At 64.7% G+C, this 12,013-nt stretch carries 15 protein-coding genes; 10 read left to right on the forward strand and 5 right to left on the reverse strand.

Annotation, left to right across the window (positions count from 1 at the left end):
* Positions 1-19: 19 nt before the first annotated feature.
* The 5 genes from argF (at position 20) to queE (ending at position 4,189) form a co-directional block, all read left to right on the forward strand.
* Positions 20-937 (forward strand): ornithine carbamoyltransferase, encoded by a 918-nt coding sequence (argF, locus tag AC1DRD_RS22610; RefSeq protein WP_478033128.1) that lies wholly within the window; start codon positions 20-22, stop codon positions 935-937.
* A 115-nt stretch (positions 938-1,052) separates the two neighbouring features.
* A complete protein-coding gene (gene hslO / locus AC1DRD_RS22615) occupies positions 1,053-1,961 on the forward strand; it encodes an Hsp33 family molecular chaperone HslO (RefSeq protein ID WP_478033084.1) in 909 nt (302 codons plus the stop codon).
* An 85-nt stretch (positions 1,962-2,046) separates the two neighbouring features.
* The gene (locus tag AC1DRD_RS22620) at positions 2,047-2,463 is read left to right on the forward strand and encodes a DUF3617 domain-containing protein (protein WP_478033082.1); all 417 of its coding nucleotides are present in this window, start codon (positions 2,047-2,049) and stop codon (positions 2,461-2,463) included.
* Between the two features lie 398 nt (positions 2,464-2,861).
* Entirely contained in the window at positions 2,862-3,545 is a 684-nt protein-coding gene (gene queC / locus AC1DRD_RS22625; RefSeq protein ID WP_478043147.1) for a 7-cyano-7-deazaguanine synthase QueC, read from the forward strand.
* 2 nt (positions 3,546-3,547) lie between these two features.
* Positions 3,548-4,189 (forward strand): 7-carboxy-7-deazaguanine synthase, encoded by a 642-nt coding sequence (gene queE, locus AC1DRD_RS22630; protein ID WP_478033078.1) that lies wholly within the window; start codon positions 3,548-3,550, stop codon positions 4,187-4,189.
* 6 nt (positions 4,190-4,195) lie between these two features.
* Here the strand turns inward: queE and AC1DRD_RS22635 are convergent, their stop codons facing one another.
* From AC1DRD_RS22635 to lipB, 3 genes are all read right to left on the reverse strand, one after another.
* Positions 4,196-4,873 carry a hypothetical protein gene (locus AC1DRD_RS22635; protein ID WP_478043148.1) on the reverse strand — a complete coding sequence of 226 codons (678 nt, stop codon included), beginning with the start codon at positions 4,871-4,873 and terminating at the stop codon, positions 4,196-4,198.
* Positions 4,874-5,053: 180 nt separating this feature from the next.
* The gene (locus AC1DRD_RS22640; RefSeq protein WP_478033076.1) at positions 5,054-5,278 is read right to left on the reverse strand and encodes a hypothetical protein; all 225 of its coding nucleotides are present in this window, start codon (positions 5,276-5,278) and stop codon (positions 5,054-5,056) included.
* Between the two features lie 67 nt (positions 5,279-5,345).
* A complete protein-coding gene (gene lipB / locus AC1DRD_RS22645) occupies positions 5,346-6,023 on the reverse strand; it encodes a lipoyl(octanoyl) transferase LipB (RefSeq protein ID WP_478043149.1) in 678 nt (225 codons plus the stop codon).
* 152 nt (positions 6,024-6,175) lie between these two features.
* Between lipB and AC1DRD_RS22650 the strand changes: the two genes are divergently transcribed.
* Together AC1DRD_RS22650 and AC1DRD_RS22655 are read left to right on the forward strand one after the other, a co-directional pair.
* A complete protein-coding gene (locus tag AC1DRD_RS22650; protein ID WP_478043150.1) occupies positions 6,176-6,994 on the forward strand; it encodes a hypothetical protein in 819 nt (272 codons plus the stop codon).
* A gap of 20 nt (positions 6,995-7,014) precedes the next feature.
* Entirely contained in the window at positions 7,015-7,767 is a 753-nt protein-coding gene (locus AC1DRD_RS22655; RefSeq protein ID WP_478043151.1) for a hypothetical protein, read from the forward strand.
* On the opposite strand, the gene hemF is transcribed toward AC1DRD_RS22655, so the two are convergent.
* Positions 7,754-8,596: an oxygen-dependent coproporphyrinogen oxidase gene (hemF, locus tag AC1DRD_RS22660; RefSeq protein WP_478043152.1), complete on the reverse strand. Its 843-nt coding sequence runs from the start codon at positions 8,594-8,596 to the stop codon at positions 7,754-7,756. The two genes, AC1DRD_RS22655 and hemF, sit on opposite strands and share 14 nt — an antisense overlap.
* Positions 8,593-9,042, reverse strand: coding sequence for a tRNA (cytidine(34)-2'-O)-methyltransferase (locus AC1DRD_RS22665; protein ID WP_478033070.1), 450 nt, complete (start codon positions 9,040-9,042; stop codon positions 8,593-8,595). Before AC1DRD_RS22665 ends, hemF begins: the two co-directional genes overlap by 4 nt.
* A 145-nt stretch (positions 9,043-9,187) precedes the next feature.
* Between AC1DRD_RS22665 and petA the strand changes: the two genes are divergently transcribed.
* Genes petA through AC1DRD_RS22680 form a run of 3 tightly spaced genes read left to right on the forward strand, consistent with a single transcriptional unit; the run spans position 9,188 to position 11,953 of the window.
* Positions 9,188-9,763: a ubiquinol-cytochrome c reductase iron-sulfur subunit gene (gene petA / locus AC1DRD_RS22670; protein ID WP_478033069.1), complete on the forward strand. Its 576-nt coding sequence runs from the start codon at positions 9,188-9,190 to the stop codon at positions 9,761-9,763.
* Between the two features lie 14 nt (positions 9,764-9,777).
* The gene (locus AC1DRD_RS22675; protein ID WP_478033068.1) at positions 9,778-11,067 is read left to right on the forward strand and encodes a cytochrome b; all 1,290 of its coding nucleotides are present in this window, start codon (positions 9,778-9,780) and stop codon (positions 11,065-11,067) included.
* 25 nt (positions 11,068-11,092) lie between these two features.
* On the forward strand, positions 11,093-11,953 hold the full coding sequence (locus AC1DRD_RS22680; RefSeq protein ID WP_478033067.1) for a cytochrome c1: 861 nt from the start codon (positions 11,093-11,095) through the stop codon (positions 11,951-11,953).
* Positions 11,954-12,013 lie beyond the last annotated feature (60 nt).

A 12,013-nucleotide genomic window follows, 5' to 3' on the forward strand; every position in this document is an offset into this window, starting at 1 on the left:
ACGGGGAGGAATTTTAGTTTTGCGCCACTTCCTCAACCTGTCCGACGCCGGGCCTGACGGCGTTGCCGCGATGCTGGCGGATGCGCTCGACCGCAAGGCGGCGCGCGCGGGCTGGCCCAAGGGCAAAATAGACGCCGATGCGCCGCTCGCCGGGCATGTGCTGGCGATGGTGTTCGAGAAGAACTCGACCCGCACCCGCTTCAGCTTCGACATGGCGATCCGCCAATTGGGCGGCACCAGCATCGTGACGGATGCCGGCCAGATGCAGCTTGGCCGCGGCGAGACGGTCGCCGACACCGCGCGCATCCTGTCGGGCTATGTCGACGCGATCATGATCCGCACCGACGATCACGCCAAGGTCGAGGAACTCGCGGCCTATGCCAGCGTGCCGGTGATCAATGGCCTGACCGACTATTCACATCCGTGCCAGATCATCGCCGACCTGCAGACGGTGATCGAGGCTGGCTATTCGCTGCCGGGGCTCAAGGTCGCGTGGCTGGGCGACGGCAACAACGTGCTCACCTCGATGATGGAAGCGGCCGGGCTGATGCAGTTCGACGTGATCGCCGCCTGCCCGCAGGGATTCCAGCCGTCCGAAGCGGACGTCGCGCTGGGCAACGGGCGCGCCCGGGTGGTTGGAACCGCGCGCGAGGCGGTGGAGGGCGCGGACATCGTCGTCACCGACACCTGGATCTCGATGGGGCAGGAGCATGCCGATACCAAGCTCGCGGCGATGATGCCGTTCCAGGTGACCGGCGAGTTGATGGCGGGCGCGAAGCCTGGTGCCAAATTCCTCCATTGCCTGCCCGCGCATCGCGGCGAGGAAGTGACTGCCGAGGTGCTCGACGGGCCGCAATCGCTGATCTGGCCCGAAGCGGAGAACCGGTTGCACGCCCAGAAATCGATCCTGCGCTGGTGCTTCGGGCAGATCGGTTGATCGCGGGCGGCGCTCTCCCCACATTCGTCCCGCCGGCGCAGGCCGGCATCTCACGCAATTTGGCGCAGCGCTGACGCCAGAGGCTCCGGCTTCGCTGGGGTGACGAAGGATTGTTATGACCGCGGACGTTACCGACCTCGACCAGACGATCGGCTTCACCATTCCCGCCCGCCACGCGCGCGGTCGGCTGGTGCGGCTGGGGCCAGTGCTCGATGAGATCCTGGCGGCGCATGCCTATCCGCCGGCGATCGAACGGTTGCTCGCCGAGGCGCTGACCTTGACCGCGTTGATCGGCTCGACGCTCAAGGATCCATTGGGGCAGCTCACCATTCAGGCGCAGACCCAGGCCGGCGTGGTGAAGCTGCTGGTGTGCGATTATCGTGGCGGCGAATTGCGCGGCTATGTCCAGTTCGATGCCGATCGCCTGGCCGAGGCGCCAGAGGAACCGACTCTGTTCGCCTTGTTCGGCGAAGGGTATCTGGCGATCACCTTCGATCTGGCGGGAACCGGCGAACGCTATCAGGGCATCGTTCCACTCGACGGCGAAACGCTGGCCGAGGCCGCGGAAAGCTATTTCGCCCAGTCGGAACAGATTCCGACGCTGATCAATTTCGGGGTCGCGCGCGATCGCACCGGCCATCACGTCGCCGGCGGGCTGTTGCTGCAACATCTGCCGGAAGGCGAGATCGGGCGCGAGCGGCTGCATGTGCGGCACGACCATCCCGAATGGGAGCATGTCGCGATCCTGGGGCGGACGATGGGGGCGGACGAACTCACCGATGCCGCGATCCCGTTGGAAACCCTGATCTGGCGCCTGTTCAACGAAGAAGAGGAAGTGCGCGTGCAGGCGCGGTCGGATTTCCGCAAGGGATGCCGCTGCGACGCCGCGTATATTGCCGGCGTGCTCGCCAAATTCACGCCCGAGGACCGGCGCGAGATGGCCGACGAGCATGGCATGATCAACGTCGATTGCGCGTTCTGCGCGAAGTCGTTTCCGGTGCCTGCGGAATTAGCCGCGCCCTAGGGTCGTTTTCAGCTTCGCTGAGCCAGACTCTAACGATTGTAACACTGCCCGCCCATCGCCACATTTGGATGGCAGAGGAGTGCGCATGGGGAAGGGGACGATCATCTTAGCCGCGTTTGCGGCCATGGCGGGTCTTGGCGCGGGCGTGGCGGTCGCGGCAGGGCCGATTGCGCTCGATCGGCTCGGCCTGGGGCAATGGCAGTTGCACGAGATCGGCAGCGCAGACACGCCGCGGCAGATGTGCATGCACAATCCGCTGCAGATGGTTCAGCTGTTCCATCCCGGCGTCCAGTGCACGCGCTTCACCATCGACGATGCGCCCGATCACACCACGATCCACTATACCTGCCAGGGTCGCGGTTATGGCCGCACCACGATCACGCTCGAAAGTCCCACCTTGATTCGCCTCGATACGCAAGGGATCGATCCGCTGGGGCAGCCGTTCGACATCGTGTACGAAGGGCGCCGGACAGGCGCTTGCGCGCCGCCGCCGGCCCGTTAAGGCCGCGTTTAGGGTCGGTCGGCTATAGAGGATAAGTGCTTTCGGGCACGTTTCCTCCCTGGAAAGACGCTTGGAAGCGTCAAGACTGGGCCGCCGCAAGGCGGCCCTCTTCTTTTGTGGCGCCCCTCTCCCGTTTTTACACCTCTCCCGCTTGCGGGAGAGGTAGGGGCCCGCCGCCGAAGGCGGTGGGAAGGTGAGGGTCTTCTTACTTCTTCTTTTGTCGCACTGTTCGCTTGGGAGAAAGAAGACCCTCACCCAACCTGCACCGGGTGAACAGCGCTCCGCGCTGTTCAGGTCATGCCGGGGGCATGACCGACCCGGCGCACCCGCAAGCGGGAGAGGGCTAACGGCGTCCCGACTTGCGATGGCCGCTCTAACCTCCTAGCTCCCGCTCGATCATGGAAACTACATCGCCTTTGGCGGTCGCGCTGATCTCGGGCGGCCTCGATTCGATGGTTGCCGCGGCCTCGATGAAGGCCGCGGGCTATCGCCTGCTCGCGCTTTCGGTCGACTATAACCAGCGCCACCAGATCGAACTTGCAGCGGCGCGGCGAATCGCCGGCACGCTGGGCGCCGAACGTCATGTCGTACTGCCGCTCGATCTGCGCGCGTTCGGCGGCTCGGCGCTGACCGCGGAGATCGCTGTGCCCAAAGACGGCGTGGGCAGCGACATCCCGGTCACCTACGTGCCCGCGCGCAACACGATCTTTCTCAGTTTGTCGCTGGGTTGGGCGGAGGCGGCGGGCGCGCGCGACCTGGTGATCGGAGTCAATGCGCTCGATTATTCGGGCTATCCCGATTGCCGCCCCGAATTCGTCGCCGCGTTCGAGGACATGGCGGCGCTCGCGACCAAGGCAGGGGTGGAGGGCGACCGGTTCCGTATCCACGCGCCGCTCCAGCACATGACCAAGGCGGATATCGTGCGCGAAGGGACGCGGCTCGGGCTCGATCTCGGGATGAGCTGGTCGTGCTACGATCCGGCGCCCGGCGGCGTGCATTGCGGATTGTGCGACAGCTGTCGGTTGCGCGCCAAGGGGTTCGAGGAAGCCGGCATTCCCGACCCGACGCGTTACGCCGGCTGACGATGAGCTACGCGGTCAAGGAGATGTTCCTCACGCTCCAGGGAGAGGGCGTGAATGCCGGCCGGCGCGCGGTGTTCATCCGCTTCGCGGGATGCAATCTATGGTCGGGGCGCGAACAGGATCGCGCGACCGCGGTCTGCCGGTTCTGCGACACCGACTTCGTCGGCACCGATGGCGAGGGCGGCGGCCGTTTCGCCGACGCCGCCGCGCTGGCCGAGGCAGCGGCGGGTTTCTGGGGCGAGGGGCGCGAGGAGCGCTTTTGCGTCCTCACCGGCGGCGAGCCGATGCTCCAGGTCGACGACGCTTTGGTCGAAGCGCTGCACGCGGCCGGGTTCACCATCGCGATCGAAAGCAACGGCACGCTGGCCGTCCACCCCGGCATCGACTGGGTCTGCATCAGCCCCAAGGCTGGGAGCGAGGTCGTCCAGCGATCGGGCGACGAGCTGAAATTGGTCTGGCCGCAGCCCGGTACCGATGTCGACGTGCTGGAGCGCTGGGACTTCGCCCACCTGCTCGCGCAGCCGCTCGACACCGGATCGGCCGAGGGTAACGCCGCGAGCGAGGCCGAGGCGATTGCCTTGGTCATGGCCCGGCCGCGCTGGCGCCTGACGCTTCAGGCGCACAAGCGGCTTGGCTTGCGGTAGGCTTCCTTAGCGCTTCTTTTTCTTGGCGCTGCTGCCGCAATAGGTCGCGCTATAGCGTCCCTTGCGCCAGCAATCGGGCTGGAAATCCGGCAGGAACAGATAAGTCCGGGCGTAGAAGGCGCGCGGGAATTGCTGTTCGCCATAGGGGATCAGGCTGTTGCGCAGTTCGCGCATATAGGTGGCCGCGGCGTCGCCTAATTGGCCGCGTGGCGTGAAGATCACTTCGCGACCGATCTTGCTGGCGGTCTGGCAGAAACCATATTGCGCGGCGACGGTGGCGAAGGCGGAATAAGTGCGCGTGCCGAAGCGGTCGAATGCGGCCTGGCCTGCGGCCTTGGTCTTGGAAGTTCGGACGAAATAGCCGTTGATCGCTTCGAGCGAGGCTTTGAGCTCGGCCGAATGGTCGCGCAGCATCGCGTTGTAATTGTCGACCGTCAGCAACATCGGCGCGAAATCGCATTGCAGCGCCGCGACGTTGAGCGCGGCGCGCATGTTCCACACCAGGCCCGCGCGCACTTCCGCCGGTGTCGCACCGGGCATCGGCATGCCCATTTCGGGCTCGGCACCGGTCACCGCAGCTCCGCTGAAATCATAGGATTTCAGGAAAAACTGCGCCGATGCCGGTGATCCGGCGAACAGGCCGGCGGCAAGCGAAAGGCTCGCCATGATACGCACGATTTTCATCCTCGTCCCTTCTCGCGCCCCCTGCGCAGGCACTTTCCTACGGTGATTTTCCTGCGCGCCCAAGAGGTTTCGGTGTGTTTAAGTCTACTGACTCCGCGCCACGAATCGAAAGGGGCCGCCCGACGAACGGACGGCCCCTCGAAACCTAACCATCCGCCCGAAGGCGGACGACCAGACGAATTACATCGTCGTGTTGGTCGTGGTGGTCGTGGTGTCGTTCGACATCATGTCGGTGCCGTTCATGGCGCCGCCATCGACCGCAGTCATGTTGTCGGTGGTGGTTTCGTCAGTGACGTTCATGTCGGTGACATTGGTGGTCGTTTCGGTCTTGGTGCAGGCCGAAACCGCCAGGGCGGCGCCCGCGATCATGGTGCCGATCACGGCCTTCGAGATGAAAGAACGCATTTGGAAGCTCCCTAGATAGTGGATTTGGTCGGCTTTTCCGGCCTTATCACCCAAATCAAGGGGGACATTAGACACTAATCCGAAGTTGCTCAAGCCGCTTTTCGTGCGCGGAAAGCGCGTCGAGAAAGTCGGGTAGATGACGCGCCAATGCGGCGTCAAATGCCTCAACTGCAACGGTTTTCCCCAACGCGGTCGCGCTGGTCACGGCATAGTCGGCCAGGCCGCACGGCACGATTCCGCCAAAATGTGCGAGATCGGGGTCGAGGTTGATGGCGAAGCCATGCAGGGTCACCCACCGTTTCACGCGCACCCCGATCGCGCCGATTTTCGCCTCCTCGGCGCCGTGCCCGGTCCAGATTCCGACGCGCCCCGATTCGGTCCGCGCCTCGATCCCGAAATCGCCCAGCGTCGCGATCAGCCAGTGTTCGAGCTCATGGATGAAGCAGCGCACGTCGCGTCCGCGGCGGTTGAGGTCGAGCACCAGATAGCCGACGCGCTGGCCGGGGCCGTGATAGGTGTAGCGCCCGCCACGCCCGGTTTGGACGACGGGAAAGCGTGGATCAATCAGTTCGGCAGGATCGGCGCTGGTGCCTCCGGTATAGACCGGCGGGTGTTCGAGCAGCCAGACGAGCTCGCGCGCATCGCCGGCAGAAACCGCGGCGGCGCGGGCCTCCATCGCCGCCAGGCTTTCGGCATAAGGCACTTGCTCGGTCGAGACGCGCCATTCGATATCGGCGGGGATCATCGCGCTGGGCTACTCCCGCGCGGGGACGGGGCGCAAGTCACCGACCGCCACAAGATGCTTGGGTGAGGGCGTTGCCAGTCGTGAGCACACGCCCTAGTCAAGCGTCCTCGGGCCGGCGACTGGGTCGGCATGTGGGAAATCGGGGGCCGCATATGGTCAATATGGGAAACGTCTGGGATCGTACCACCGAGTTCCTCAGCGATAATCTGGGCGCGGTGGTGCCGGTCGCGTTGCTGACGATCTTCGTGCCGCAATCGATATCGGGCGCGATCAAGCTTGCCGGCACCGCAGTCGCACCGGGGCTGGGGCAAGCTATCGTGCTCGCGCTGCTGCTGCCGATGTTGTGGGGCCAGCTCGCCATCACCGCACTGGCGCTGCGGCCCGATGCCGGACGCGGCGTGGCGCAATCGATCGCGACACGTGGTTTCCTGCACTATCTGTTGGCCCTGCTGATCCTGTTCACCGTGCTCGTCCTATTGTTCCTGCCGATCATCCTCGCGCTGGTCGCAAGCGGGGTCGATCTGACCGCGCTGACCAGTGCCTCCCCCGGCCCGAAGCCCGATATTTCGCCGGCCCTGGCCGGGTTCATCGGTCTTTACGGCCTGGTCTGGCTGATCGTCGCCATCTTCGTTTCGGTCAGGTTCAGCACGCTGCTCGTTCCCGTAGTGGCGGCGGAAGGCGGGGTGGTGTCTGCCTTGCGTCGCTCGTTCGCGCTGAGCCGGGGGATCGCCTGGAAGCTGCTCGGTGTCGTGCTGCTGTTCGGGCTGGTCGTCGGCGTCGCGTCGATTGCGGTGACCTCGGTATTCGGGGCCTTGTTCCGATTTCTCGATCCCACCGCCGGGCCATTCGCGATCGGCTCGATCATTGTCGCGATTCTGGGCGGGCTAGTGACGACGGCTTATTATGTCATCCAGTCGAGCTTCATGGCTAAAGTCTATCTGGCGGCGACGTCGGCACGCGAGGGCGTGTGAGGGTCACTTTTCCGGCTTTGATGCGCGATGCCTGGCGATTGTGGCGGCGCGATTGGGAAGTGCTGACGGCGGTGGGAGGTCTGTTCGTTTTCCTGCCCGCGCTGGCGATGGCGATGTTCATCCCCAACATGCCCGCGCCGCCCGCGGCAGGCGAAGCCGTGCCGGGATCGGTGACGATGGCAGCCTATGAACAGGGCCTCACCCAATGGATGGTCAATTACGGCGGCTGGCAGATCGCGGCGCAGGCGGTCGTGCTGTTCGGCCAGTTCGCGATCGTCGCTTTATACCTGGCGGGCGACCACCCGCCGGCGGGCAAGGCATTGATGGCCGCGGCGCGGCGTTATCCGCTGTTGCTGCTCGCGGGACTGATCATCGCCGTGCCGATCGCGGCAGCCCTGTTGCTGGCGCAGGCGGTGCCGCTGCTGATGGCCGCGTTCTTCGTGATCGTCTTCTGGGTATTGGCGCGAACGATCGCGCTGGCGCCGACCTTGTTGGCCGAAGCCCCCGTCGGTGCCTTGAGGGCAATCACCCGCAGCCTGCATTTGACGCGCGGCAACACGCTTGCGCTCGCCGCGGCGGTGATGACGGTGATCCTGGCGATGACGATCGCGACCTGGCCGTTCGAGCAAGTCGACGCCTGGATGGTGGCTCACGCGCCCAATCCGATCGCACGCACGATCGTCGACGTGATCGCAGCGGCGATCACCGGCCTGGGCGGGATCGCCATGGCGCTGGTCCAGGTCGCGGCGTATCGCCGGCTTAGGACCAGGTAGCGACCGGCGGTAAGCTCATCAAAATGGCATCGATATTGCCGCCGGTCTTGAGCCCGAACAGCGTCCCGCGATCATAGACCAGGTTGAATTCGGCATAGCGGCCGCGCCATTCGCGCATCGCGGCGATGTCGTTATCGGTGAAAGTATCGCCCATCCGCCGCCGCACGATCCGCGGGAACGCGTCGAGAAATGCTCGGCCGACTTCCTGGGTGAAGGCGAAATTGGCGGCGAAATCGCCCTCGAGATGATCGTAAAAGATCCCGCCGACGCCGCGATGCACCTTGCGATGCGGGATATAGAAATAATCGTCGGCCCATTGCTTGAAGCGCGGATAATGCGCCGGATCATGGCGATCGCATGCCGCCTTGAGCGTCTCGTGGAAATCGGCGGTGTCTGCCGCCACCGGCAAGGGCGGGTTGAGATCGGCGCCGCCGCCGAACCAGCGCTTGGTCGTGACCAGGAAGCGCGTATTCATGTGCACCGCAGGGACGTGCGGATTGGCCATATGCGCGACCAGGCTGATTCCGGTCGCGAAGAAGGTCGGATCGTCGGCCGCGCCATGGATCGTCTTGCCGAACTCGCCGTCGAACGCGCCACCGACGGTCGAGACGTTGACGCCGACTTTCTCGAACACCTTGCCTTTCATCACGCCGCGCACGCCGCCACCACCATCGGCGCCTGACGGATCGACCCGGTTCCAGGCGATATAGTCGAACCGTGCGTCGGACCCCGCTTCGCGCTCGATCGATTCGAATTCGGCGCAGATCAGGTCGCGGAGCTGCTCGAACCACTGTTTCGCGGTCGCCTGTTCGACGTCCAGCTCCTTCATTCGGGCCATCCCTTCGTCTGTCGTAATGCTTCGCCCAGCGCGATGGCGGCGGAAACCGCAACGTTCAAGGACCGAAAGCCCGGCCGCATCGGAATCATGACTCTAAGATCGGCCCGATCATGGACCGATTGCGGCACGCCCGCGCTCTCCGCTCCCAGCAGCAAGATGTCGTGGGGTTCGAATTCTGCCGCGTCGAGCCGCACCGCGCCCAGGGTGGATAAAAGGACGATCCTCCCCGTGACGCCCGCTTCGAAGGCCGGCCAGTCGGCGTGGCGCGTCACTTCGGCCTGCGCCGCATAGTCCATCCCGGCGCGCGCCAAGGCGCGGTCGGAAAAGGCGAATCCCATCGGTTCGATCAGATCAACCGGCACGCCAAGACAGGCCGCCAGTCGCAAGATGGTGCCGACGTTTCCGGCGATGTCGGGCTGGTGAAGGGCGATGCGCATAAAAACCCGTTGGCAAAGCGGCATGCCCGTGTCTATCAGGCGCCCAACTTCCGTGGGGACGGAAGGGTTCTGGCGGGCGCGCGGCCTCCTAAAGGCTAGTTCCCCGAGCGTTCCGCCGCCGGATTTGAAGTGCAAGGGCAGGTGAATGGCGACCGTTGACGATGTGATTCCGGAGGGTGAGTCGCCCGATAGCGTGAGCGATCCGCGTCGCCGCGACTTCCTGAACATTGCCGCCGTGGCGTTTCCCGCCGCCGCCGGCGCGGTCGCGGTGCTCTATCCGCTGATCAACCAGATGAGCCCGTCGGCCGACGTTCTCGCGGAATCGACCACCACGGTCGACTTGTCGAAGATCCAGCCGGGTCAGGGCGTCATCACGACGTTCCGCAAACAGCCGTTGTTCGTGCGCAACCTGACGCCGAAGGAAGTCGCCGAGGCCAATGCGGTGCCGCTGTCGGATCTGCGCGATCCCGAAACGCTCGAGAAGCGGACTCAGCCGGGGCATGAGAACTGGCTGATCACGCTCGGCGTCTGCACCCATCTGGGCTGCATCCCGCTCGGCATCAACGAGGGCGACAATCGCGGCAAGTTCGGCGGATATTTCTGCCCGTGCCACGGCTCGCAATACGACACGGCCGGGCGCATCCGTCAGGGGCCGGCGCCGAAGAATCTCGCCGTGCCGCCGTACAAGTTCACGTCACCGACCGCGGTTCTGGTCGGTTAAGGGGGTAGAAGAAGATGAGTTTCCCCTGGGCCAATCACTACGAGCCGAAACAGCCGTTCATGCGCTGGCTCGATGAGAAGCTGCCGCTGCCGCGCCTGGCGTACAATGCGGTGGGCGCCGGCTATCCGGTGCCGCGCAACCTCAATTATTTCTGGAATTTTGGCGTGCTCGCCGGCGCGGCGCTGGCGATCCAGATCGTCACCGGCATTGTGCTGGCGATGCATTATCACTCGGACGCCGCGACCGCTTTCTCGTCGATCAACGGCACGATCATGCGGGACGTCAATGCCGGCTGGTTCCTGCGCTATGCGCACGCCAACGGCGCGTCCATGTTCTTCATCGTCGTCTACACGCACATCTTCCGTGGGCTCTATTACGGGTCGTACAAGGCACCGCGCGAGATGGTGTGGCTGCTCGGCGTGGTCATCTTCCTGCTGATGATGGCGACCGCGTTCATGGGCTACGTGCTTCCCTGGGGCCAGATGAGCTTCTGGGGCGCGCAGGTCATCACCGGCTTCTTCTCCGCGATCCCGGGGATCGGCGAGACGATCCGCGTATGGTTGCTTGGCGGTTACGCGCCGGACGACGCCGCGCTCAACCGCTTCTTCTCGCTCCATTATCTGCTGCCGTTCGTGATCGCGGCGGTCATCATCCTGCACATCTGGGCGCTGCACATTCCGGGGTCGGGCAACCCGACCGGGGTCGACGTCAAGGGTGAGCAGGACACGGTGCCGTTCCATCCGTACTACACCGCGAAGGACGGCTTCGGACTGGGCGTCTTCCTGCTGCTGTTCGCGGCGTTGGTGTTCTTCTTCCCGGATATGCTCGGCCACCCGGACAATTACATCGCGGCCAATCCGTTGCAGACGCCGGCGCACATCGTCCCTGAATGGTATTTCTGGCCGTTCTACGCGATCCTGCGCTCGTTCACCTCGGACTTCATCCTGCCGGCCAAGCTGTGGGGCGTGCTCGCGATGTTCGGGTCGATCCTGCTGCTGTTCTTCCTGCCGTGGCTCGATTCGTCGCCGATCCGCTCGAACAATTACCGGCCCAAGGCACGGATCGCTTTCTGGGTACTGGTCCTTGACGTGCTGATCCTGGGCTATTGTGGCGGTTCGCCCGCTGACCCGGTGTACGTGATCGTGGCGCAGGTCTGCTCGGCATATTACTTCCTGCACTTCCTGGTGATCCTGCCGTGGATTGCGCGGACGGAACGCCCGGTGGCGCTGCCGAATTCGATCACCGAGGCAGTGCTGGCCGGCAAGGGCGGGACGAGCCCGGCCGAAACCGCGCTGGCGCGCTGAGCGAGCTATAGGGGATATACGACAGATGGTTCGCTGGATTGCAGCTTTGGTCGGGTTGGCGTTTGCGGGCGTGCTCGCGATCGCACTGGTCATCACCGTGTGGGGCGTCGCGACCGACAGCACGCCCAAGATCTGGACGGGTGCGCCCAAGTCCGCCGAGACCGAGTTCCACAAGCATCCGCGCGATGCGGGGCTGAGTTCGGCGGGTGTGTTCGGCAAGTTCGACAAGCAGCAGCTGCAGCGCGGCTTCCAGGTCTATAAGGAAGTCTGCGCGGCGTGCCACTCGCTCAAATATGTCGCGTTCCGCGACCTCACCGGGCTCGGCTATAGCGAAGGCCAGGTGAAGGCGATTGCCGCCGGCTTCGACAATATCCCGTCGATCAACCCGGACACGGGTGAGGCGGCGACCCGCAAGGGCGTGCCGGCCGACCGCTTCCCGCTGGCGTTCGCCAACGACATTGCGGCGCGTGCGGCCAACAACAACGCGATCCCGCCCGACCTCAGCTACATGACTCGCGCCCGCCACGGCGGCGCCGACTATGTCTATTCGCTGCTGACCGGCTATCAGGATCAGCCCGCGGCGCTGTTGAAGGAATTCCCCGAGGCGAAGACGCCGACCGGGCTGCACTTCAACCCGTATTTCGCCAACCTCAATATCGCGATGCCGCCGCCGCTCAGGTCCGAAGGCCAGGTGCAATATTCCGATGGCACCAAGCCGACGGTCGACAATATGGCGCGCGACGTGGCTGCTTTCCTGGTGTGGACCGCCGATCCCAATCTGGAAACGCGTCACCAATATGGCTTCATGGCAGTGATCTTCCTGCTGTTCTCGAGCCTGCTGGCGTTCGGCGCGTACCGGAACATCTGGCGCGACGTGAAGCATTGATCGGGCGCTGCGTTTAATGGTTGCGGTGCCGGCCCGCTCCCCCACCCGGCCGCCCAACAG

The organism is Sphingomonas sp. P4_G2 (genome assembly GCF_056401155.1).